The organism is Pseudomonas sp. Pseusp3, from assembly GCF_047304225.1.
Taxonomy (GTDB): Bacteria; Pseudomonadota; Gammaproteobacteria; order Pseudomonadales; family Pseudomonadaceae; genus Aquipseudomonas; species Aquipseudomonas fluorescens_CD.
The window spans coordinates 33,791-55,988 of sequence record NZ_JBGLYV010000029.1 but is presented as its reverse complement, the minus strand read 5'-3'; the positions used below and the strand labels follow the sequence as shown (position 1 = coordinate 55,988).

18 protein-coding genes and 1 pseudogene are annotated in these 22,198 nt (G+C 60.7%); 15 read left to right on the top strand and 4 right to left on the bottom strand.

Annotated elements, in window-relative coordinates; genetic code table 11:
• Window positions 1–7: 7 nt before the first annotated feature.
• The 6 genes and pseudogenes from dgcB (at window position 8) to ACCD00_RS12435 (ending at window position 6,121) form a co-directional block, all read left to right on the top strand.
• The gene (dgcB, locus tag ACCD00_RS12460) at window positions 8–1,957 is read left to right on the top strand and encodes a dimethylglycine demethylation protein DgcB (protein ID WP_413424851.1); all 1,950 of its coding nucleotides are present in this window, start codon (window positions 8–10) and stop codon (window positions 1,955–1,957) included.
• Window positions 1,957–3,177 (top strand): electron transfer flavoprotein subunit alpha/FixB family protein, encoded by a 1,221-nt coding sequence (locus ACCD00_RS12455; RefSeq protein WP_413424849.1) that lies wholly within the window; start codon window positions 1,957–1,959, stop codon window positions 3,175–3,177. The genes dgcB and ACCD00_RS12455 overlap by 1 nt, the downstream gene beginning before the upstream one ends.
• Window positions 3,178–3,192: 15 nt before the next feature.
• The gene (locus ACCD00_RS12450; RefSeq protein ID WP_413424847.1) at window positions 3,193–3,963 is read left to right on the top strand and encodes an electron transfer flavoprotein subunit beta; all 771 of its coding nucleotides are present in this window, start codon (window positions 3,193–3,195) and stop codon (window positions 3,961–3,963) included.
• Between the two features lie 44 nt (window positions 3,964–4,007).
• Window positions 4,008–4,091, top strand: a pseudogene (locus ACCD00_RS12445) (outer membrane lipoprotein carrier protein LolA); the annotation flags it as partial.
• A gap of 79 nt (window positions 4,092–4,170) precedes the next feature.
• On the top strand, window positions 4,171–4,737 hold the full coding sequence (locus ACCD00_RS12440) for an N-acetyltransferase family protein (RefSeq protein WP_413424845.1): 567 nt from the start codon (window positions 4,171–4,173) through the stop codon (window positions 4,735–4,737).
• A 163-nt stretch (window positions 4,738–4,900) separates the two neighbouring features.
• Entirely contained in the window at window positions 4,901–6,121 is a 1,221-nt protein-coding gene (locus tag ACCD00_RS12435) for a retropepsin-like aspartic protease (RefSeq protein ID WP_413424843.1), read from the top strand.
• Between the two features lie 772 nt (window positions 6,122–6,893).
• Here the strand turns inward: ACCD00_RS12435 and gbcA are convergent.
• A complete protein-coding gene (gbcA, locus tag ACCD00_RS12430) occupies window positions 6,894–8,189 on the bottom strand; it encodes a glycine-betaine demethylase subunit GbcA (protein WP_413424841.1) in 1,296 nt (431 codons plus the stop codon).
• Window positions 8,190–8,484: 295 nt separating this feature from the next.
• Between gbcA and gbcB the strand changes: the two genes are divergently transcribed.
• Window positions 8,485–9,585: a glycine-betaine demethylase subunit GbcB gene (gbcB, locus tag ACCD00_RS12425; protein ID WP_413424839.1), complete on the top strand. Its 1,101-nt coding sequence runs from the start codon at window positions 8,485–8,487 to the stop codon at window positions 9,583–9,585.
• Between the two features lie 58 nt (window positions 9,586–9,643).
• On the opposite strand, the gene ACCD00_RS12420 is transcribed toward gbcB, so the two are convergent.
• From ACCD00_RS12420 to ACCD00_RS12410, 3 genes are all read right to left on the bottom strand, one after another.
• On the bottom strand, window positions 9,644–10,468 hold the full coding sequence (locus tag ACCD00_RS12420; RefSeq protein WP_413424837.1) for an SDR family oxidoreductase: 825 nt from the start codon (window positions 10,466–10,468) through the stop codon (window positions 9,644–9,646).
• Window positions 10,469–10,662: 194 nt separating this feature from the next.
• The gene (locus ACCD00_RS12415) at window positions 10,663–10,866 is read right to left on the bottom strand and encodes a hypothetical protein (protein ID WP_413424835.1); all 204 of its coding nucleotides are present in this window, start codon (window positions 10,864–10,866) and stop codon (window positions 10,663–10,665) included.
• 188 nt (window positions 10,867–11,054) lie between these two features.
• Complete coding sequence (locus tag ACCD00_RS12410) at window positions 11,055–12,095, bottom strand: low specificity L-threonine aldolase (protein WP_413424833.1); 1,041 nt, start codon at window positions 12,093–12,095, stop codon at window positions 11,055–11,057.
• A gap of 156 nt (window positions 12,096–12,251) precedes the next feature.
• On the opposite strand from ACCD00_RS12410, the gene ACCD00_RS12405 reads away from it, so the two are divergent.
• The 8 genes from ACCD00_RS12405 to fdhA all read left to right on the top strand — a co-directional run bounded on the left by ACCD00_RS12405 (window position 12,252) and on the right by fdhA (window position 22,172).
• Window positions 12,252–12,968, top strand: coding sequence for a TraX family protein (locus tag ACCD00_RS12405; RefSeq protein ID WP_413424831.1), 717 nt, complete (start codon window positions 12,252–12,254; stop codon window positions 12,966–12,968).
• Window positions 12,969–13,251: 283 nt separating this feature from the next.
• Window positions 13,252–14,505 (top strand): serine hydroxymethyltransferase, encoded by a 1,254-nt coding sequence (gene glyA / locus ACCD00_RS12400; RefSeq protein WP_413424829.1) that lies wholly within the window; start codon window positions 13,252–13,254, stop codon window positions 14,503–14,505.
• 23 nt (window positions 14,506–14,528) lie between these two features.
• Window positions 14,529–15,779, top strand: coding sequence for a sarcosine oxidase subunit beta (locus ACCD00_RS12395; protein ID WP_007907561.1), 1,251 nt, complete (start codon window positions 14,529–14,531; stop codon window positions 15,777–15,779).
• Window positions 15,780–15,793: 14 nt separating this feature from the next.
• Window positions 15,794–16,123 (top strand): sarcosine oxidase subunit delta, encoded by a 330-nt coding sequence (locus ACCD00_RS12390; RefSeq protein WP_053163068.1) that lies wholly within the window; start codon window positions 15,794–15,796, stop codon window positions 16,121–16,123.
• Entirely contained in the window at window positions 16,120–19,137 is a 3,018-nt protein-coding gene (locus tag ACCD00_RS12385; RefSeq protein WP_413424826.1) for a sarcosine oxidase subunit alpha, read from the top strand. Before ACCD00_RS12390 ends, ACCD00_RS12385 begins: the two co-directional genes overlap by 4 nt.
• 65 nt (window positions 19,138–19,202) lie before the next feature.
• Window positions 19,203–19,835 (top strand): sarcosine oxidase subunit gamma, encoded by a 633-nt coding sequence (locus tag ACCD00_RS12380; protein ID WP_057398241.1) that lies wholly within the window; start codon window positions 19,203–19,205, stop codon window positions 19,833–19,835.
• A 150-nt stretch (window positions 19,836–19,985) separates the two neighbouring features.
• Window positions 19,986–20,843: a formyltetrahydrofolate deformylase gene (gene purU, locus ACCD00_RS12375; protein ID WP_085716468.1), complete on the top strand. Its 858-nt coding sequence runs from the start codon at window positions 19,986–19,988 to the stop codon at window positions 20,841–20,843.
• 129 nt (window positions 20,844–20,972) lie between these two features.
• A complete protein-coding gene (fdhA, locus tag ACCD00_RS12370; protein WP_413424824.1) occupies window positions 20,973–22,172 on the top strand; it encodes a formaldehyde dehydrogenase, glutathione-independent in 1,200 nt (399 codons plus the stop codon).
• The last annotated feature ends 26 nt before the right edge of the window (window positions 22,173–22,198 follow it).

Below are 22,198 nucleotides of genomic sequence, written 5' to 3'. Positions count from 1 at the left end.
CTTCACCATGTTGAACACCCTTCTTCCAATCCTGTTGTTCGCTGCCCTGGGCCTTGCGGTTCTGGGTGCGTTGCGGCGGGTGGCCATGTGGCGCCGAGGCCGGGCTTCGAAAGTCGACCTGATCGGTGGCCTGTTCGCCATGCCCAAGCGCTACATGGTCGATTTGCACCATGTGGTGGCGCGGGACAAATACATTGCCAATACCCACGTCGCCACGGCTGGCGGTGCGGTAGCATCCGCCGTGCTGGCGATTCTGGTGCACGGTTTTGGCCTGCATAACCGCTATCTCGGCTATGCCTTGTTGTTGATGTCGGCGGTGATGTTCGTCGGCGCGATCTTTGTTTACCTGCGTCGGCGCAACCCGCCGTCGCGCCTGTCGAAAGGCCCGTGGATGCGCCTGCCGAAAAGCCTGCTGGCGTTCTCGGCTTCGTTCTTCCTGGTGACCTTGCCGGTGGCCGGGATCCTGCCGGAAAACTTTGGCGGCTGGCTGGTGGCTGCGATTCTCGGGGTTGGCGTGTTGTGGGGCGTGTCGGAACTGTTCTTCGGCATGACCTGGGGCGGGCCGATGAAGCACGCCTTCGCCGGTGCGCTGCACCTGGCCTGGCACCGTCGCGCCGAACGCTTTGGCGGCGGTCGCTCCACGGGGTTGAAACCGCTCGACCTGAACGACCCGAGCGCGCCACTGGGCGTGGAAAAACCCAAGGATTTCACCTGGAACCAGTTGCTCGGCTTCGACGCCTGCGTGCAGTGCGGTAAATGCGAAGCGGCGTGTCCGGCCTTTGCTGCCGGCCAGCCGCTGAACCCGAAAAAACTGATTCAGGACATGGTCGTCGGCCTGGCTGGCGGCACCGATGCGAAGTTCGCCGGCAGTCCGTATCCGGGCAAACCGATTGGTGAGCACGGGGGTAATCCGCATCAGCCGATCGTCAACGGCCTGGTGGACGCCGAGACCCTGTGGTCGTGCACCACCTGCCGCGCCTGCGTCGAGGAGTGCCCGATGATGATCGAGCACGTCGATGCCATCGTCGACATGCGCCGTCACCTGACCCTGGAAAAAGGCGCGACCCCGAACAAGGGCGCGGAAGTCCTGGAAAACCTGATTGCCACCGACAACCCGGGCGGCTTCGCGCCGGGCGGGCGGATGAACTGGGCGGCTGACCTGAACCTCAACCTGCTCAGTGAAAAGAAATCCACCGACGTGCTGTTCTGGGTTGGCGACGGTGCCTTCGACATGCGTAACCAGCGCACCCTGCGTGCGTTCGTCAAAGTGCTCAAGGCGGCGAAAATCGACTTCGCCGTGCTCGGCCTCGAAGAACGCGACAGCGGTGACGTGGCGCGACGCTTGGGCGATGAAGCGACCTTCCAGCTGTTGGCCAAACGCAACATCCAGACCCTGGCCAAATACAGCTTCAACCGCATCGTCACCTGCGACCCGCACAGCTTCCACGTGCTGAAAAACGAGTACGGCGCATTTGATGGCAACTATCTGGTGCAGCACCACAGCACCTACATGGCGGAAATCATCGATGCTGGCGCGCTCAATCTCGGTCAGCACAAAGGCGACAGCGTGACCTACCACGATCCGTGCTACCTCGGCCGCTACAACGGCGAGTACGAGGCGCCGCGTCAGGTACTGCGCGCCCTCGGGATTGAAGTGAAAGAAATGCAACGCTCCGGTTTCCGCTCCCGCTGCTGCGGCGGTGGTGGCGGCGCGCCGATCACCGACATCCCTGGCAAGCAACGTATTCCCGACATGCGCATGGAAGACATCCGTGAAACCGGTGCCGAACTGGTGGCCGTGGGTTGTCCACAGTGCACCGCGATGCTTGAAGGCGTGGTCGAACCGCGTCCGCTGATCAAGGACATCGCCGAACTGGTGGCCGATGCGTTGCTCGAAGACGCCGCGCCGGGAAAGCCATCGGCACCGGCCAAACGTGAACCTGCGGAGGTGCATTGATGAGTGACATTATCCGCCGCGACCCTCGCGCTGAATGGATCGCCCGCAACCGTCTGCACCCGCTGCACGCGGCCATGCAACCGGCGCAACACAGCTGGATGGGGCCGAACGGTGTCATCCGCAAGAATCCCCACGGGATCGGTTTTATCGGTCCCAACGGGATCAAACGAATCGACCGCAGTGGCGCTCAGCAGGGCGGGACGACTAAACGTTCGGCCGCGGTTGAAGTGCAGTTGCCGCTGCATCAAGTGACTGCACCCGCGTTTTACATCAGCGTGGTGCCGGACATGGTCGGCGGTCGCTTGAGCAGCCACGACCGCGACTTGTTGGGCCTGGCCCACCAGCTGGCTGGCAAGGACGGCGCGGTACTGGCCGTAGTCTTCGGCGAGCACAAGGAAAACGCTTTCGCCACGGCGGGCGTCGACCGCTTGCTGGTACTGGAAGGTGACGAATTCAGCGGTTATGCACCGGAACAACGCGTCCAGGGCCTGCGGGCTGTGGATAACCAGTTCAGCCCGCGTCACTGGTTGCTACCGGACAGCCGCAGCGGTGGCGGCGAGCTGGGACGGCGCTTTGCTGCCGCACTGGGCGAACGCCCGGCCACGCGGGTCTGGCAGGTCAAGGATCAGGAGTGCATCGGCCGCGCCGGTGCGGGTCTGCAGGACCTTGCGCGACCAGTGGCACGCTTGATTCTGGCGGCTGCCGAGTGCGCCGAACCGGTCAGCGAAACCCGTCACGAAGCGCTGCCCGTGGAGTTATCCACAACCGTGGCGCGCAGCCTGTCGCGGATCGAAGACCTGGGTGCGGTGGCAGTCGATCCGGCAGCCATCCCCATGGCCGAAGCCGAATTCATTTTCTCCGGCGGCAACGGGGTCAAGGACTGGGGACTTTTCCACCGGACCGCCGAAGCCCTCGGCGCGACCGAAGGCGCATCGCGGGTGGCGGTGGACGACGGCTTCATGGCCCGCGACCGTCAGGTCGGGGCATCCGGCACCTGGGTCACCGCACGGGTCTATGTGGCAGTGGGGATTTCCGGAGCGATCCAGCACCTGCAAGGCATTGGTGCCTGCGACAAGGTGGTGGCGATCAACCTCGACCCTGGTTGCGACATGATCAAGCGCGCGGACCTCTCGGTGATCGGCGAGAGCGCGGAGATTCTTCAAGCCTTGATCGAGGCGGTAGAGGCTTACCGCAACGACGCCAAGCGCGATGCGGCTTAAGGGAAGGAAAGGGTTATGAGCACGAAAATCATCAGCCTGGTGTCCATCGGCGCCCACCCGACCTCCGGTCGGCCGCGTCGCGCGGAACAGGATGCGCGGGCGGTAGAACTGGGCCTGCAGCTGGCTGGGGATAACTTGCAAGTGCTGCATGCTGGCGACATTGCCGAGCCTGCATTGCGCGCTTACCTGGGCATGGGGCTTGAGCAACTGCATGTGCTGGAGCAACCGCAAGGTGCCGATGCGCTACCGGCGCTGACCGAGTATCTGCGTGATGCCGGTGCTCAGGTGGTGTTGACCGGCAGTCAGGCGGAAACCGGTGAAGGCTCGGGCATGTTGCCCTTCCTGCTGGCCGAAAGCCTGGGCTGGCCGCTGGTGGTGGGACTGGCGCAGGTCGAATCCATCGATGGCGGTTCGGCGCTGGTGCTGCAAGCCTTGCCACGCGGTCAGCGTCGTCGACTGAAGGTACGCCTGCCGTTTCTGGCGACTGTGGATAACGCAGCGCCCAAGCCACGCCAGAGCGCTTACGGCCCGGCCCGGCGCGGCGTGCTGCAAGCGCAGGAAGTTGAAATCATCGATGATCAATTGCTCGCGGTCGCCAGCCTGCAACCGGCCAAGCCGCGACCCAAGCGCCTGAAGGTGATCAAGGCCAAGAGCGGCGCCGACCGCATGAAAGCCGCAACGGCGAAAGCCAGTGGCGGAGGTGGACAAGTGCTCAAGGGCGTTACGGCGCAAGCTGGGGCTGAAGCGATTCTCAAGTTGCTGATTGAAGAAGGTGTGGTCCGCTAACCCGGTTTCAGCACAGATCTCCTGTAGGAGCGAGCCTGCTCGCGATGGTGGTCAACGATAACGCGGGATGCCTGAATGACCGTGGTGTCCTCAGGTTTTTCGCGAGCAGGCTCGCTCCTACAATTTTTGATCTTCGATGAGCGCTAAACCCCGCGGCTAACAGTGATCCCACCGGATGTCTGTATTACCAACATTCATGAGAAAACCATGGCAGTTGAATTTCGTTCGGCAGTCCGCGCGGATGCGCGTGAGATTGCGCGGTTGTTCCAGATTTCATCCGAGGGCGCTTCAGACTACATCTGGAGCCAGATAGCAGAGCCCGGCCAGGATCTGTTGGACGTCGGCGCCATTCGGTATGCCCGCGACGACGTGGATTTCTCTTACCAGAACTGCCTGATTGCCGAGGCCGATGGCCAGGTCGTTGGCATGATGCACAGTTACGTGATGCGCCACGATCCACTGGCGGTGCCGACGACCGACCCGGTACTGGCGCCGTACGCCGACATGGAAGTGCCCGATACTCTCTACATCTCCAGCCTGGCCTTGCATGAAGGCTGGCGCAATCGGGGGCTGGGCGTGCAGTTTCTCGCCCATGCTCAAGAGCGTGCCGAGCGACTGGGGCTCAATGGCCTGAGCCTGATCGATTATGCCGCCAACACTGGCGCCCGGCGCTTTTACGAGCGACACGGTTTCGCGATCATCAAAACCTGCCAGGTCACCCCTCATCCAATGATCCGTGTCACTGGTGACGCCTATCTTATGCACAGGCCCTGAGCTTGCCCGAGGGTTCGACCAGCGACGGTTATCCACAACGCCACGCCCCTCGTCCCACGCTGACGAGGGCGCTGAGCTACAGTTCTTAATGCGCTGATCAAGGGTGCGATACGCTTTCGGGAGTTTTCAGACGTTCAGCGCTGACTCATGAAATCCGGTTTTTATGACTGGCTTGAACATGAAGACTTTCGTTCTTCTGGCGCTTTTTGCATCGACCCTGTGGGTATCCACAGGCTTGCTGCCGGCTGCCCCTGCAAATGTGCCCGTGGCTGATCAGGACTTTTATCAGTGGCTGGAGACCGATCAGGGGCACAATGCGCCCCTGGCGCAGCTGCGGCAACAGTGCGACAAGGTACTGGATGCCGATAAGCAGCTCAGCTGTTCGGTGACGGTCCTGGCCAGAATGCTCGAAGCCAAGGCCGCCAACCAACTCCCCGAATACTATCTGGCCATCAAGGGCAAGCATGCCCGGGCGATTGCGGCCGATGCCGACCTGAATGCCCTGTTCTCCACGTTTGGCAGCGAATCACTGGCTATCCTGGCGACGACTGGCAATTTCTCGGTCAAGGGTTCGGCGCGACATGAGGTGCTGCAGCTCCATCCCTATGCCAATGACTTCTACATCGCTGAACAGGCGCTGCCATTTATCGAGGTCGGAACTGCCAACGGTGTCTCGGCGCGTTTTGTACTGGACACGGGGGCACCGCAAACCCGGGTCAATATTGCAACTGCGAAACAGATGGGCGTCAGGATGCTGCCCGATGCTCATTATCGCTACAGCACGTTTTATGGCGAAAGCGGCTTGGCCGCGAGGTTGGGAATTCTCGGGTCACTGAAAGTCGGCAGCCGTGAGTTCAGGAACGTCCTGGTCTTTGTCAGCGACCGGGATAATCTGTTGGGGCTGGATCTGATCAGCAAGCTGGGGCGCTTGAAGATAACCAGGAGAACACTGGAGCTTAACCCGCCGCCTGCCAGGCGCTGTGATGCGCCAATTGCCTTAAGCCGCCTGGATCTCAACCAGCGGCTGGTAGTCGCCGCACAGCTGGATCGTCGGGCAACGCAGGCCATCATCGATACGGGAAATGTCGACTACCTGACGGCCTCGTCGCCCGGCAGGCAAGTCAGCGTGGCGCAGGCGCTGACGCCGGGAGGCTCGAACGTTTACACCGGCGACAACAGGCACTTTCAACGCTTCACCGGCGTATTGGCCCTGCAAGGCGACACCCTGGTGGTCAGCTACAAATACTACCCGGGTTTTACCATCCCGCCGTCGTTGGTGGACGGGCAATACGTCCCGTCGATATTGCTCGGGTGGCGTGCCTTCAAAGACTTCGAATTGAACCTGGAGCTGGATTCAGGTCGCTCATGCCTCAATAAAGTCTGAACAACTTTGCCATTTACCCACAATCCCTGTTGGCGGTTCTGTGGATAACATGTTCGTCCCTCGCTACACCCCATGCAAATCAAGCCCTGCAGGGCGTCGTACAAAAAACAACCACCATGGCTCGTGGTTTTTCCAAGCTTTTTCAAGGGGATAAGTGCTGCTGTCGATGCAGACTTGCCCCCAATCTCTGTTGGCGCTTCTGTGGATAAGATGTTTGCTATCGTCTGTAGGCCTTATAAACCGTGGTGTGCAGGCTCGTGGTTAAAAAATGATCAAAAGACGGTTTTGTGCCGTCAGCTGTCACGCAAACACCGGTTTTCTGCGGGCTTCAGCGGTTTTCCACAGAACCTGCGAAGTTAACCCCAAAGTCTGTTGGCGCTTCTGTGGATAAGGTGTTTGCCATCCTCTGAAGGCTATGTAATCCGTGGCTTTCAGGGTGCTGATCAAAAAACAGCCAGTCTGTCCGTGGAAGCATGCTTCTGGATAAGTCACGGTTTTTCTTTGGTTTCAGTGAAGAAAGTTGGCGACATTTCCACAGTTGTCCCCATTAGCTGTGGGTGGAGATGTGGATAACTTGTTCGCGGAAGGCTGGGAGGTGCGGCGGGCATAGGTCTGAACGAGATAGATCATATTTCGTACAGTTTTGAGAGGAGGGCAAACTCCTGTAGGAGCGAGCTTGCTCGCGAAGGTCGTGAACGATAACGCGGGGTATCAGGTAATCCGCGGTGTTCAGGCATCCATCGCGAGCGAGCTCGCTCCTGCAGGGGGGTATTTAGCCTTGAACAGGAACCCCTTTGAGGTACGGCGCAGGCTCGGCCCCCAGGTTGCTCAGCAGGCGTTCGCTGTACCAGTCCACGAAGTTCACCACGCCGAACTCATAAGTCTTGGAGTACGGGCCAGGCTGGTACGCGGTGGAGTTGATGCCGCGCTGGTTCTCTTCGGCCAGGCGACGGTCCTGGTCGTTGGTGGCGTCCCAGACCTGGCGCATGCGCTCCACGTCGTAGTCCACGCCTTCGACCGCGTCCTTGTGCACGATCCACTTGGTGGTGACCATGGTTTCCTGGGCGCTGATCGGCCACACGGTGAACACGATGATGTGGTCGCCCATGCAGTGGTTCCAGGAGTGCGGCAGGTGCAGGATGCGCATCGAGCCCAGGTCCGGGTTCTTGATGCGACCCATCAGCTTGGCACAGCCCTGTTTGCCGTCCATGGTCATCGATACGGTGCCCTTGAGCAGAGGCATGCGCACGATGCGGTTACGCAGGCCGAAGCTGGCGTGGGCGTAAGGGATCTTCTCGGCTTCCCAGGCAGCGGCGGAGGCGGCTACGTGGTCCTTGAACGCCTGGTCGGCACGCGGGTCGGTGACGTCGTCCCATTCCAGCAGGGTTTTCAGCAGTTCCGGGTGCGATGCGTTGCAGTGGTAGCACTCGCGATTGTTCTCTAGCACAAGCTTCCAGTTGGCCTTTTCCATCAAGGTGGTTTGCACCGCCACCTTGGTGTTCTCCATGTCGTACGGTTCCATGTAGTGGCTGAGCGTCGACAGGAAGTCGTCGATGGCCGGAGGGTTCTCCGCCAGGCTGATGAAGATGTAGCCGCCGGCGGTCTTCACGTTCACCGGTTTGAGGCCGTACTGGTTCATGTCGAAGTCGGCGCCCATTTCGGTGCCGGCGAACAGCAGGCGGCCGTCGAGTTCGTAGGTCCACTGGTGGTAGTGGCAAACCAGCTTGGCGACCTTGCCCTTGTCGCTGGTGCACAGGCGCGAGCCACGGTGGCGGCAAACGTTATGGAACGCGTGCACCACGCCTTCGGCGCCACGGATCACGATGATCGGGTTCTTGCCGACTTGCAGGGTCAGGTAGTTGCCCTTGGCGGGGATTTCGCAGGTCATGCCGGCGATCAACCACTCTTTCTGAAAGATTTCCTGCATGTCGATATCAAACAGGCGGTCGTCGGAGTAAAACGGCTGCGGCAGCGAAAACGTGCGCTCGCGCTCTTGCAGCATCTGTGCAGTGGCCTTGCGTGCGGGTTCCAGCGGATCGCCCAGGCTCAGGGTAGTAGTGACGTCCATCGTTTAATCCTCAAGGCCATCTGCGTGGCCGGCGAAAGTGGCTAATCAGGTGTGCTGTTCAGGGTTGCTACGCAAGGTGTAATGGTTATGTCTTGGTATGGGGCGAGTGTGGGGCCGGCGCAGGCCAGAACCTTATCCATGGGCGACATGGTGCAATCTGTTCCCGACGCGCAAGCCCCGGCAGTTGGGGGCTGGTCGCGATAAGCATGTCAATGTCGCAGATAGGTAAATGGGTGATTCGCGCTATACGCAGAATCGCCAACATGAAGGCCGACAGTCGGCCGTGGAGATCAGCATGTCCAACAACTTCCTGAACCCGGTAACCACCCAGACCTGGGCCAATGGTCGGCACATCGTCCGTTGCGTCAAAGTCATCCAGGAAACCTGGGATGTGCGTACCTTCTGTTTCATGGCCGACCAGCCGATCATGTTCTTCTTCAAGCCGGGGCAGTTTGTCACCCTGGAGCTGGAAATCGAAGGGCAGCCGATCATGCGCTCGTACACCATTTCCAGCTCGCCGTCGGTGCCTTACAGCTTTTCGGTGACCATCAAGCGGGTTCCGGGCGGCAAGGTTTCGAACTGGCTGCACGACACCCTGCATGAAGGCTACGAGCTGGCGGTGCATGGCCCGGTGGGGCTGTTCAACGCCATTGATTTCCCAAATCCGAAAGTGCTGTATCTCAGCGGCGGTGTAGGGATCACACCGTGCATGTCCATGGCTCGCTGGTTCTTCGACACCAACGGCAATGTCGACATGGCATTCATCCACAGCGCCCGCTCGCCCAAGGACATCATTTATCACCGCGAGCTGGAACATATGGCGGCGCGGATCGAAAACTTCAGCCTGCACCTGATTTGCGAGAAGCACGGTTTCGGTGAGCCATGGGCCGGATATCGCGGTTACCTGAACCACAGGATGCTCGAACTGATGGTTCCGGACTTCCTTGAGCGCGAAGTGTTCTGCTGCGGTCCGACGCCCTACATGAACGCGGTCAAGCGCTTGCTGGAAAACGCCGGCTTCAATATGAAGCGCTACCATGAAGAGTCCTTCGGAGCGACCCCGCCAGAGGCTCGCGCCGATGCCGAGGAGCACGCCGAACAAGCGGCCGAGGCACCGGAAGTGGACGCGGCGGATCTACATCAAGTGGAATTCACCGCCTCCGGCAAGAGCATCCGCGTGGCCCCGGGCGAGACCGTGCATGCGGCGGCAGCCAAGGTTGGCCTGATGATTCCCAAAGCGTGCGGCATGGGTATCTGCGGCACTTGCAAAGTGATGAAGCTGGGCGGCGAAGTGGAGATGGAGCACAACGGCGGGATCACCGAGGAAGACGAAGCCGAAGGGTTCATCCTGTCGTGCTGCAGCGTGCCGAAAGGCGACGTGCGCATCGAGTACTGATCCACACCGATGACCCTTGCAGGAGCGAGCAAGCTTGCTCCTGCAGAGGGAGGGGGCTTCAGTCGATAAACAGATCCGTCATCAGCTTGTCGCTGCTGTCGGGCGCGAACCGATAGTGTTCGAACTCAGTCACACCGTTTTCTCGCAGTATTTCCTCATCGATCAGCAAACGCCCGGTCAGGCTGCGGTTTGCGCTGCTCAGGATCACATGGGCGGCATCGGCCATGATCGCAGGCGTACGTGCGTGCTTGAACGACTCCCGTGATCCCAGCTGAAACTCGATGGCCGCAGTGGCGATCATCGTCTGTGGCCACAGCGAGTTGACGCTGATCCCGTAATTCCTGAATTCCTCACTCATGCCCAGGGTCAGCATGCTCATGCCGTACTTGGTCACGGTGTAGGGGCTGTATTGGGCGAACCATTTGGTGGCGAGGTTCAGTGGTGGCGACAGGTTGAGGATGTGCCCGGCGGACTTCTTCAAATAGGGCAGCGCAGCCTGACTGCACAGCAATACGGCGCGAGTGTTGATCTGGTGCATCAGGTCAAAGCGCTTGAGCTCAAGGTGCTGGACCCCGGTCAGCTTGATCGCCCCGGCGTTGTTGATCAGTGCATCGATACTGCCGAAATGTTCGTTGGCCTGGGCCAGCGCCTCACGTACGGCATCCTCTTCACGTACATCCACCTGCAAGGCCAGCGCCTTGCCTCCCGCGGCTTCCACTTCCCCGGCCACGCTGAAAATCGTCCCCGGCAGCTTGGCGTGGGGTTCGGCGCTTTTGGCGGCAATCACAATATTGGCCCCATCGCGCGCGGCCCGCAGCGCGATCTCGCGGCCGATCCCCCGGCTGGCGCCGGTGATGAACAGGGTTTTGCCTTGCAATGACATGCACACGCTCCTGATTGTTGTTATGTGAGCGGAGGCTCGACACACAATGTAGACCAAGTCTTTCAGGAGCTGCCGTGAGAAAGATGAGATGAAAAAAATCCTGCATGGCGAAGAGGTATCTTTCTTCGCCATGCAGGATTTGGCTGTGAATCAGTTCGCCATCAATTGACGAAATGGATTACCGGAATCATGAGTTATTTATCAGCTCTAAACAGCTTTATTTCGAATGAGTTGTCCATTTGCTGCACGAACTCCTTACGCGCGAGTTCAAACGTGTTCCCGTGCTGTTTAATGATGTCGCCGACCTGTGCGATTTTTTGAACTTCGTCCCAGCTCACGTTAGTGACAGTAGGTTTCGGGGTGTTTGCCAGGACCTGCTTCAGGGCTTGATTGCTCATTTGAATTACTCTCTGCTAGAACATTGTTTTGCATCGAAAGTTCGACACATGGTTGTTCCCGAAAGACTGCGTGAACTCCTTTTCAGGTGCTCACACGCTACGCCGGCGATGCAGAGACGGTGAACTGTCAGAAATGCCAGTTCGGATGAACGGCGCTGCCGAGATGTGCAGCGCCGTTGACAGCGACTTCAGACGCTCATCACCACGCGAATGTCCCGAGCCAATTCCCGCACACGCTCTTCCTCGGTGTCCCACGAACACATGAAGCGTGCGCCGCCGTTGCCGATGAAGGTGTAGAAACGCCAGCCCTTGGCGGTCAGTGCGGCGATGGCCGGTTCCGACAGTTGCAGGAATACGCCGTTGGCCTGAACCGGGAACATCAGTTCCACACCGGGAATATCGCTGACCAGTTCGGCCAGCAATTGCGCGCAGCGGTTGGCGTGGTTGGCGTATTTGAGCCAGGCGTCGTTTTCCAGGATGCCGACCCACGGCGCCGACAGGAAGCGCATTTTCGACGCCAGTTGCCCGGCCTGTTTGCAGCGGTAATCGAAGTCTTCGGCAAGTTTGTGGTTGAAGAACAGAATCGCCTCACCCACCGCCATGCCGTTTTTCGTGCCGCCAAAGCACAGCACGTCGACACCGGCCTTCCAGGTCAGGTCAGCCGGGGTGCAGCCCAGGAATGCGCAAGCGTTGGAGAAGCGCGCGCCGTCCATGTGCAGGTTCAGGCCCAGTTCCTTGCAGGTGGCGCTGATGGCGCGGATTTCGTCCGGGGTGTAGACGCTGCCGACTTCGGTGGCCTGGGTCAGGGTCACGACGCGGGGTTTGGGGTAGTGGATATCCTGGCGCTTGAGCGCGACCTCGCGGATCGAGTCCGGGGTCAGCTTGCCGTTTTCAGTGCGGGCGATCAGCAGTTTGGAACCGTTGGAGAAGAATTCCGGGGCGCCGCATTCGTCGGTTTCGACGTGGGCGGTTTCCGAGCAGATCACGCTGTGGTAACTCTGGCACAGCGACGACAGCGCCAGCGAGTTGGCGGCGGTGCCGTTGAAGGCGAAAAACACTTCGCAGTCGGTTTCAAACAGTTTGCGGAAATCGTCGGAGGCGCGGGCGGTCCACTCGTCGTCGCCGTATGCGCGCTGGTGGCCGTGGTTGGCCTGTTCCATGGCTGCCCAGGCTTCAGGGCAGATACCGGAATAGTTGTCGCTGGCAAATTGTTGGCTCTTGTCGGTCATGGCCTGCTTCCGTGGTCGAGATGCCTATGGTGAAGCGTCCCGTGGTCAATGAGGGTGCGCACTATTCCCAAGATCGTCAGGTGAAGTGCACAGGATGTCGCTGTTTGGAAAATACACAGTCGAAGGGCAATTATGCACGTGACGATGCACAAGGCCATGCACTTAAAGCAACGAGATGGAGCGCTGGATCTGCTCAAGTGGCTGGCGCTTTTGAGCATGCTGCTCGATCACTTGCGATATGTCGGTTATTCCGCCGATTTGCTGTATGTGCCGGGACGTCTGGCGTTTCCGTGGTTCTGCCTGGCGATGGCGGTCAATCTGGAGCGTGTGCGGACTACGACGACCGGTGGCCAGTGGCGCTACCTGGGTTGGCTGTTGCTGTTCAGCGCGGTGAGTGAAATTCCTTACCGAATGTTCATACCCGATCCCGGCACCTTGAATGTGCTGCCCACCCTTGCCCTGGGCTTGCTGGTGGTTCGTGGCTGGCAGCAACCGGGGCTTGCGTCGCGACTGCTGGCGGCCGGCGCGATATTGCTGGCAGCGTTTTTCTCCCAGCGATTGATGTTCGGTTTTTTTGGTGTTCTGTTGCCGCTGGCCATGCTGCTGATACTCCAGCGACCTTGGTATTTCGCGATATTGGCGGGGCTGGTCTGTCTGGCGGCCAATCAATGGCAGGTGCTGTATCACGCCGCTCGCCTGGGCAATATCGCGGCGATTCCGGCCATCGTCACGTGTCTGATTGCGCCATGGCTCGGATTGTTCCTGTTGCGACACGCAGGGGGCGTAAAACCACCACCGATGCGGCGCTGGGCGTATGCCCTGTATCCCGTGCATTTCGTCGCTTTGCTGGCTTTGCGTCAGGTGCTCGCATAACCCTGTGGGAGCGGGCTTGCCCGCGAAAGCGGAGTGTCAGTCACTTCACTGCTTACTGATGCATCACATTCGCGAGCAAGCCCGCTCCCACAAGGGATCCAGGCTGATTTGCGGTTTGTGTCCGGCTTGCCATTTCCCGCCATGTCGTAAACGCACCTTTGCGTGGCGCCCGTAGGCATTTGACGACTCGACGCCGGTCATACCATCGCTATCAAAGGGCACTGCCGAAAAGCCAGTGCCTCACCGAGACGAATGGCGCACCGCCGCCGCTGGGAGAGACGCGATGTTCAGCAAGCAAGACAAGATCCAGGGTTACGACGATGCACTGCTGGCGGCGATGAATGCCGAGGAGCAACGTCAGGAAGATCACATCGAGCTGATCGCGTCGGAGAACTACACCAGCAAGCGCGTGATGGAAGCGCAAGGCAGTGGCCTGACCAACAAATACGCTGAAGGTTATCCGGGCAAGCGCTACTACGGTGGCTGCGAGCACGTCGACAAGGTTGAAGCCCTGGCCATCGAGCGCGCCAAGCAACTGTTCGGTGCCGATTACGCCAACGTCCAGCCGCACTCCGGTTCCTCGGCCAACAGCGCCGTGTACCTGGCCCTGCTGCAAGCCGGCGACACCATCCTCGGCATGAGCCTGGCCCACGGCGGTCACCTGACCCACGGTGCCAAGGTGTCGTCCTCGGGCAAGCTGTACAACGCCGTGCAGTACGGCATCGACACAAAGACCGGCCTGATCGACTACGACGAAGTCGAGCGCCTGGCCGTCGAGCACAAGCCGAAGATGATCGTCGCCGGCTTCTCGGCCTACTCCAAGACCCTCGACTTCCCGCGCTTCCGCCAGATCGCCGACAAGGTTGGTGCGCTGCTGTTCGTCGACATGGCCCACGTGGCTGGTCTGGTCGCTGCCGGCCTGTACCCGAACCCGCTGCCTTACGCCGACGTGGTCACCACCACCACCCACAAGACCCTGCGCGGTCCGCGTGGCGGGCTGATCCTGGCCAAGTCCAACGAAGAAATCGAGAAGAAGCTCAACGCAGCCGTGTTCCCCGGTGCCCAGGGCGGCCCGCTGATGCACGTGATCGCCGGTAAGGCGGTGTGCTTCAAGGAAGCGCTGGAGCCAGGCTTCAAGGCCTACCAGCAACAAGTGATCGACAACGCCCAGGCGATGGCCGGCGTATTTATCAAACGCGGCTACGATGTAGTGTCCGGCGGCACCGACAACCACCTGTTCCTGGTCAGCCTGATCCGTCAGGGCCTGACCGGCAAAGAGGCGGACGCCGCCCTCGGTCGTGCCCATATCACTGTGAACAAGAACGCTGTCCCGAACGATCCACAGTCGCCGTTCGTGACCTCCGGCCTGCGCATCGGCACCCCGGCGGTGACCACGCGCGGCTTCAAGGTGACCCAGTGCGTCACGCTGGCCGGCTGGATCTGCGACATCCTCGACAACCTCGGCGACGCCGATGTCGAGGCCAATGTCGCCCAGCAGGTATCGGCCCTGTGCGCGGACTTCCCGGTTTATCGCTGAGTGCGGTTTTGGAGTAAATGACTATGCAACGCTACTCGGGCTTCGGCCTCTTCAAACACTCTCTCAGCCACCATGAAAACTGGCAGAAAATGTGGCGCACGCCGACCCCTAAAAAGGTCTACGACGTGGTCATCGTCGGCGGTGGCGGGCATGGTCTCGCCACGGCTTACTACCTGGCCAAGGAACACGGCATCACCAACGTGGCCGTGGTCGAGAAAGGCTGGCTGGGCGGCGGTAACACCGCGCGCAACACCACCATCGTTCGCTCCAACTACCTGTGGGACGAGTCGGCGCACCTGTACGAACACGCGATGAAACTGTGGGAAGGCCTGTCCCAGGACCTCAACTACAACGTGATGTTCTCCCAGCGCGGTGTCTACAACCTGTGCCACACCCTGCAGGACATCCGTGATTCCGAGCGTCGGGTCAGCGCCAACCGCCTCAATGGCGTGGACGGCGAGCTGCTCGATGCCAAGCAGGTTGCCGACGAGATCCCGTATCTCGACTGCTCGAAGAACACCCGCTACCCGGTGATGGGCGCTACCGTCCAGCGTCGCGGCGGCGTGGCCCGTCACGATGCCGTGGCCTGGGGCTTTGCCCGGGCCGCCGATGCCTTGGGCGTGGACCTGATCCAGCAGACCGAAGTGATCGGTTTCCGCAAGGAAAACGGTGTGTGCATCGGTGTTGAAACCAACAAGGGCTTCATCGGCGCCAAGCGCGTCGGCGTGGTCACCGCCGGCAACTCCGGGCACATGGCCAAACTCGCCGGTTTCCGTCTGCCGATCGAATCCCACCCGCTGCAAGCGCTGGTGTCCGAGCCGATCAAGCCGATTATCGACAGCGTGATCATGTCCAACGCCGTGCACGGCTACATCAGCCAGTCCGACAAGGGCGACCTGGTGATCGGCGCCGGTATCGACGGCTACAACGGCTACGGTCAGCGCGGTTCCTATCCGGTGATCGAGCACACCATCCAGGCCATCGTCGAAATGTTCCCGGTCCTGTCGCGCGTGCGCATGAACCGTCAGTGGGGCGGCATCGTCGACACCACGCCGGATGCCTGCCCGATCATCTCGAAAACCCCGGTACCGAACATGTTCTTCAACTGCGGTTGGGGCACCGGTGGCTTCAAGGCAACACCTGGCTCGGGCAACGTGTTTGCCGCAAGCCTGGCCAAGGGTGAAATGCACCCATTGGCCGCACCTTTCTCCATCGACCGCTTCCACAGCGGTGCGTTGATCGACGAACACGGCGCTGCAGCAGTCGCCCACTAACAGGAGAAATCCCTATGTTGCATATCTTCTGTCCTCACTGCGGCGAACTGCGCTCCGAAGAGGAATTCCATGCATCCGGCCAGGCGCACATCCCGCGCCCACTGGACCCGGGCAGCTGCACCGACGAGGAGTGGGGGGACTACATGTTCTTCCGCGACAACCCTCGCGGCCTGCACCACGAGCTGTGGGATCACGTTGCCGGTTGCCGCCAGTACTTCAACGTCACTCGCGACACCGTGACCTACGAGATTCTCGAAACCTACAAGATCGGCACCAAGCCACAATTCACCGACAAGACCGATAGCCCGAAAGCGGCCAGCACGGCTCTGGGAGAGAAGGTATGAGCCAGATCAATCGCCTGTCCAACGGCGGACGGATCGACCGCAACAAAGTCTTGAGCTTCACCTTCAACGGCCAGAACTACAAAGGCTTTGAAGGCGACTCCCTGGCCGCTGCACTGCTGGCCAACGGCGTCGACATCATCGGTCGCAGCTTCAAGTATTCCCGTCCGCGCGGCATCTTCGCCGCCGGTGCCGAAGAGCCGAACGCGGTGCTGCAGATCGGCGCCACCGAAGCCACGCAGATCCCGAACGTGCGCGCTACGCAACAGGCGCTGTATCAGGGCCTGGTCGCCACCAGCACCAACGGCTGGCCGAGCGTGAACAACGACATGATGGGGATTCTCGGCAAGGTCGGCGGCAAGCTGATGCCACCGGGCTTCTACTACAAAACCTTCATGTACCCGCAATCGTTCTGGATGACCTACGAGAAGTACATTCGTAAGGCCGCCGGTCTTGGCCGCTCGCCGACCGAGAACGATCCGGACACCTACGACTACATGAACCAGCACTGCGACGTGCTGATCGTCGGCGCTGGTCCTGCCGGTCTGGCGGCTGCCCTGGCGGCTGCGCGCAGCGGTGCCCGGGTGATCCTCGCCGATGAGCAGGAAGAGTTCGGCGGCAGCCTGCTCGACTCCCGCGAAAGCCTCGACGGCAAGCCTGCCGTGGAGTGGGTTGCCAGCGTCGTCGCCGAACTGAAAAACACCCCGGACGTGCTGCTGTTGCCGCGCGCCACAGTCAACGGCTACCACGACCACAACTTCCTGACCATTCACGAGCGCCTGACCGATCACCTCGGCGACCGCGCACCGATTGGCCAGGTGCGTCAACGCATCCACCGTGTTCGTGCCAAGCGCGTAGTGCTGGCGACCGGCGCTCACGAGCGTCCACTGGTCTACGGCAACAACGACGTGCCGGGCAACATGCTCGCTGGCGCTGTCTCGACCTACGTGCGCCGTTATGGCGTGGCACCGGGCAAGAAGCTGGTGCTGTCGACCAACAATGACCACGCCTACCGCGTTGCCCTGGATTGGCTCGATGCCAGCCTGCAAGTGGTGGCCATCGCCGACGCCCGCAGCAACCCGCGTGGTGCGCTGGTGGAAGAAGCGCGCGCCAAAGGTATCCGCATCCTTACCGGCAGCGCCGTGATCGAGGCCCGTGGCAGCAAGCACGTGACCGCTGCCCGTGTGGCCGCCATCGATGTCAAAGCCCACACCGTGACCAGCCCAGGCGAATGGCTTGAGTGCGACGTGGTGGCCAGCTCCGGTGGTTACAGCCCTGTGGTTCACCTGGCTTCGCACCTGGGTGGCAAGCCGATCTGGCGCGAAGACATCCTCGGTTTCGTACCGGGTGAAGCACCGCAGAAACGCGTGTGTGTCGGTGGCATCAACGGCGTCTACGGCCTTGGCGATTCTCTGGCCGACGGTTTTGAAGGCGGCGCCCGCGCCGCTGCTGAAGCCGGGTTCCAGACAGTCGAAGGCGTACTGCCGAAAGCCCTGAGCCGCCTCGAAGAGCCGACGCTGGCGCTGTTCCAGGTGCCCCATGAAAAGAGCACCGCACGGGCACCGAAGCAATTCGTCGACCTGCAAAACGATGTCACCGCCGCCGCCATCGAACTGGCGACCCGCGAAGGCTTCGAATCGGTCGAGCACGTCAAGCGCTACACCGCACTGGGCTTCGGCACCGATCAGGGCAAGCTCGGCAACGTCAACGGCCTGGCCATCGCTGCCCGCTCGCTGAACGTGACCATCCCGCAGATGGGCACCACCATGTTCCGTCCGAACTACACGCCAGTGACCTTTGGCGCTGTGGCCGGTCGTCACTGTGGGCACATCTTCGAGCCAGTGCGCTACACCGCTCTGCATCATTGGCACCTGAAAAACGGCGCCGAGTTCGAAGATGTCGGCCAGTGGAAACGTCCATGGTACTTCCCGAAGTCCGGTGAAGACATGCACGCAGCGGTCAAGCGCGAATGCAAAGCCGTGCGCGACAGCGTCGGCCTGCTGGACGCTTCGACCCTGGGCAAGATCGACATCCAGGGACCGGACGCCCGCGAGTTCCTCAACCGTGTCTACACCAACGCCTGGACCAAGCTCGACGTGGGCAAGGCGCGTTACGGCCTGATGTGCAAAGAAGACGGCATGGTGTTCGACGACGGCGTGACGGCATGCCTTGCCGACAACCATTTCGTCATGACCACCACCACCGGCGGCGCGGCACGCGTGCTTCAGTGGCTGGAGCTGTACCACCAGACCGAATGGCCGGACATGAAGGTGTACTTCACCTCCGTGACCGACCACTTCGCGACCATGACCCTGTCCGGGCCGAACAGCCGCAAGCTGCTCAGCGAAGTCACCGACATTGACCTGGCCAACGAAGCCTTCCCGTTCATGACCTGGAAAGAAGGTCTGGTGGGTGGTGTGCCGGCGCGGGTGTTCCGGATTTCGTTTACCGGTGAGCTGTCGTACGAAGTCAACGTGCAAGCCGACTACGCCATGGGCGTGCTGGAAAAAATCGTCGACGCCGGCAAGAAGTACAACCTGACGCCATATGGCACCGAAACCATGCACGTGCTGCGGGCCGAGAAGGGCTTCATCATCGTCGGTCAGGACACTGACAGCTCGATGACCCCGGACGACCTGAACATGGGCTGGTGTGTCGGTCGCACCAAACCGTTCTCGTGGATCGGCTGGCGTGGCATGAACCGCGAAGACTGTGTGCGTGATCAACGTAAGCAGTTGGTTGGCCTCAAGCCGATCGATCCGAACAAGTGGCTGCCGGAAGGTGCGCAACTGGTGTTCAACACCAAGCAGGCGATCCCGATGACCATGGTCGGTCACGTGACCTCCAGTTACCTGCACAACTCCCTGGGCTATTCGTTTGCCATGGGCGTGGTCAAGGGCGGCCTGAACCGCATGGGCGAACGTGTGTTCGCCCCCCTGGCGGACGGCAGCGTGATCGAGGCGGAAATCGTTTCTTCGGTGTTCTTCGATCCGAAGGGTGAGCGCCAGAACGTTTAATTGCCTCCGATCGTTCCCACGCAGAGCGTGGGAACGATCAATACAGAATTCAGGACAGGTGCTTTATGACCGCAGCCAATGTTTACCAACAACGCCCAACCTCCGGGGCCAAGGCCGAGTCGTCGCTGCATCACGCCGACCTCGCCAGCCTGGTGGGCAAGGGCCGCAAGAACGCCGGCGTGACCGTGCGTGAGAAAAAACTCCTCGGCCACCTGACCATCCGCGGCGATGGCCACGACGCCGCGTTCGCCGCAGGCGTGCACAAGGCCCTGGGCATCGAGTTGCCGGGCGCGCTGAGCGTCATCGTCAAAGGCGAAACCAGTTTGCAATGGATGGGGCCGGATGAGTGGCTGCTGATCGTGCCAACCGGTCAAGAGTTTGCCGCCGAGAAAAAACTGCGCGAAGCGCTGGGCAATCTGCACATTGCCATCGTCAACGTCAGCGGCGGCCAGCAGCTCCTCGAGCTGAGCGGCCCGAACGTGCGCCAGGTACTGATGAAGTCCACCAGCTACGACGTGCACCCGAACAACTTCCCGGTGGGCAAAGCCGTCGGTACGGTGTTCGCCAAGTCGCAGCTGATGATCCGTCACACCGCCGAAGACACCTGGGAACTGCTGATTCGTCGCAGCTTCTCGGATTACTGGTGGCTGTGGCTGCAGGATGCTTCTGCCGAATTCGGCCTCAGCGTTCAGGCTTGATCACCACCGTCACTGTAGGAGCGAGCTTGCTCGCGATGGACTTCAAGGCAACGCGTTGAATCAGACAGTACGCGTCGTCGTTGGCCCCCATCGCGAGCAGGGCTCGCTCCTACAGTAGGCATCCACCGAATTCTCAGGAGTCACCGCACCATGAGCCGCGCCCCAGACACATGGATTCTGACCGCCGACTGCCCAAGCCTGCTTGGCACGGTGGATGTGGTGACCCGCTTTCTGTTCGAGCAGGGCTGCTACGTCACCGAGCACCATTCCTTCGATGACCGGCTTTCGGGCCGTTTCTTCATTCGTGTGGAATTCCGCCAGCCCGATGGTTTCGACGAGAAGTCGTTCCGCGCGGGGTTGGCCGAGCGTGGTGATGCCTTTGGCATGAACTTCGAACTGGTCGCGCCGAACTATCGGCCGAAAGTGGTGATCATGGTTTCCAAGGCCGATCACTGCCTCAACGATTTGCTTTATCGCCAGCGCATCGGCCAGTTGTCGATGGACGTGGCCGCCGTGGTCTCCAACCACCCGGACCTCAAGCCACTGGCCGACTGGCACCAGATTCCGTACTACCACTTCCCGCTGGATCCGAACGACAAGCCGGCGCAGGAACGCCAGGTATGGCAGGTCATTGAAGAGTCCGGTGCCGAACTGGTGATCCTTGCGCGCTACATGCAAGTGCTGTCGCCGGAGTTGTGCCGCAAGCTCGATGGCAAGGCGATCAACATCCACCACTCCCTGCTGCCCGGTTTCAAGGGCGCCAAGCCCTATCACCAGGCCTACAACAAGGGCGTGAAGCTGGTGGGCGCCACGGCGCACTACATCAACAACGATCTTGACGAAGGGCCGATCATCGCCCAGGGCGTCGAGGCGGTGGACCACAGCCATTACCCGGAAGATCTGATCGCCAAGGGGCGGGATATCGAGGGGCTGACTCTGGCGCGGGCGGTTGGTTATCACATTGAGAGAAGGGTGTTTCTGAACGCCAATCGTACGGTCGTTCTCTAGGTTTTTGGGGGGGCTTGCCCGCGAAGAGGCCCTCACAAGCAACACAAGAAACAGCATCTGTACCCGAGCATTTAACGCGCTGCCTGCCTGGGCAACGCGGTTCCATAAAAACAACAGCGAGGTGAAAGCATGTCTGGCAATCGTGGTGTGGTGTATCTCGGCGCTGGCAAGGTCGAAGTGCAGAAGATTGACTATCCGAAAATGCAGGACCCGCGCGGCAGGAAGATTGAACACGGTGTCATCCTGCGTGTGGTCTCCACCAATATCTGTGGTTCCGACCAGCACATGGTGCGCGGTCGCACCACCGCTCAGACCGGTCTGGTGCTGGGCCACGAGATCACGGGTGAAGTGATCGAGAAGGGCAGCGGTGTCGAGAACCTGCAGATCGGCGACTTGGTGTCGGTACCTTTCAACGTTGCCTGTGGCCGTTGCCGTTCGTGCAAAGAGCAACATACTGGCGTCTGCCTGAGCGTTAACCCGGCGCGTCCGGGCGGTGCCTATGGCTATGTCGACATGGGTGACTGGACCGGTGGCCAAGCCGAGTACGCGTTTGTACCGTATGCCGACTTCAACCTGCTGAAACTGCCGGATCGCGACCGGGCCATGGAAAAAATCCGTGACCTGACCTGTCTCTCCGACATCCTGCCCACCGGTTACCACGGCGCAGTGACTGCCGGCGTCGGCCCTGGCAGCACCGTGTACATCGCCGGTGCCGGCCCGGTTGGCCTGGCGGCTGCCGCTTCCGCTCGCCTGCTGGGCGCTGCGGTGGTGATCATTGGTGACGTCAACCCGATCCGCCTGGCCCATGCCAAGGCTCAGGGTTTCGAAATCGCCGACCTGTCAACAGACACCCCACTGCACGAACAAATCGCTGCACTGTTGGGCGAACCGGAAGTGGACTGCGCCGTCGATGCGGTAGGCTTCGAAGCTCGCGGTCACGGCCATGCCGGCGTGAAACACGAGGCTCCGGCCACCGTACTCAACTCGCTGATGGGCGTGGTTCGCGTCGCTGGCAAAATCGGTATTCCTGGCCTGTACGTAACCGAAGATCCGGGTGCCGTGGACGCTGCCGCGAAAATGGGCAGCCTGAGCATTCGCTTCGGCCTGGGCTGGGCCAAATCCCACAGCTTCCACACTGGCCAGACACCAGTGATGAAGTACAACCGCCAGTTGATGCAGGCGATCATGTGGGACCGCATCAACATCGCCGAAGTGGTGGGCGTTCAGGTGATCAGCCTGGATCAGGCTCCACAGGGTTATGGCGAGTTCGACGCCGGCGTGCCGAAGAAGTTTGTGATTGATCCGCACAAGATGTTCAGCGCAGCTTGAGTCTTCACGCAAAATGAAACGGCGAC

Bases quoted from the DNA above. Each gene is read 5' to 3' on its own strand.
- purU (WP_085716468.1), top strand. From the start codon at position 19,986: ATGAGCCGCGCCCCAGACACATGGATTCTGACCGCCGACTGCCCAAGC.
- ACCD00_RS12395 (WP_007907561.1), top strand. From the start codon at position 14,529: ATGCAACGCTACTCGGGCTTCGGCCTCTTCAAACACTCTCTCAGCCAC.
- dgcB (WP_413424851.1), top strand. From the start codon at position 8: ATGTTGAACACCCTTCTTCCAATCCTGTTGTTCGCTGCCCTGGGCCTT.
- ACCD00_RS12415 (WP_413424835.1), bottom strand. From the start codon at position 10,866: ATGAGCAATCAAGCCCTGAAGCAGGTCCTGGCAAACACCCCGAAACCT.
- ACCD00_RS12410 (WP_413424833.1), bottom strand. From the start codon at position 12,095: ATGACCGACAAGAGCCAACAATTTGCCAGCGACAACTATTCCGGTATC.
- ACCD00_RS12390 (WP_053163068.1), top strand. From the start codon at position 15,794: ATGTTGCATATCTTCTGTCCTCACTGCGGCGAACTGCGCTCCGAAGAG.
- gbcB (WP_413424839.1), top strand. From the start codon at position 8,485: ATGTCCAACAACTTCCTGAACCCGGTAACCACCCAGACCTGGGCCAAT.
- ACCD00_RS12455 (WP_413424849.1), top strand. From the start codon at position 1,957: ATGAGTGACATTATCCGCCGCGACCCTCGCGCTGAATGGATCGCCCGC.
- gbcA (WP_413424841.1), bottom strand. From the start codon at position 8,189: ATGGACGTCACTACTACCCTGAGCCTGGGCGATCCGCTGGAACCCGCA.
- ACCD00_RS12435 (WP_413424843.1), top strand. From the start codon at position 4,901: ATGACTGGCTTGAACATGAAGACTTTCGTTCTTCTGGCGCTTTTTGCA.
- ACCD00_RS12450 (WP_413424847.1), top strand. From the start codon at position 3,193: ATGAGCACGAAAATCATCAGCCTGGTGTCCATCGGCGCCCACCCGACC.
- ACCD00_RS12380 (WP_057398241.1), top strand. From the start codon at position 19,203: ATGACCGCAGCCAATGTTTACCAACAACGCCCAACCTCCGGGGCCAAG.
- ACCD00_RS12385 (WP_413424826.1), top strand. From the start codon at position 16,120: ATGAGCCAGATCAATCGCCTGTCCAACGGCGGACGGATCGACCGCAAC.
- ACCD00_RS12405 (WP_413424831.1), top strand. From the start codon at position 12,252: ATGCACTTAAAGCAACGAGATGGAGCGCTGGATCTGCTCAAGTGGCTG.
- fdhA (WP_413424824.1), top strand. From the start codon at position 20,973: ATGTCTGGCAATCGTGGTGTGGTGTATCTCGGCGCTGGCAAGGTCGAA.
- ACCD00_RS12440 (WP_413424845.1), top strand. From the start codon at position 4,171: ATGGCAGTTGAATTTCGTTCGGCAGTCCGCGCGGATGCGCGTGAGATT.
- glyA (WP_413424829.1), top strand. From the start codon at position 13,252: ATGTTCAGCAAGCAAGACAAGATCCAGGGTTACGACGATGCACTGCTG.
- ACCD00_RS12420 (WP_413424837.1), bottom strand. From the start codon at position 10,468: ATGTCATTGCAAGGCAAAACCCTGTTCATCACCGGCGCCAGCCGGGGG.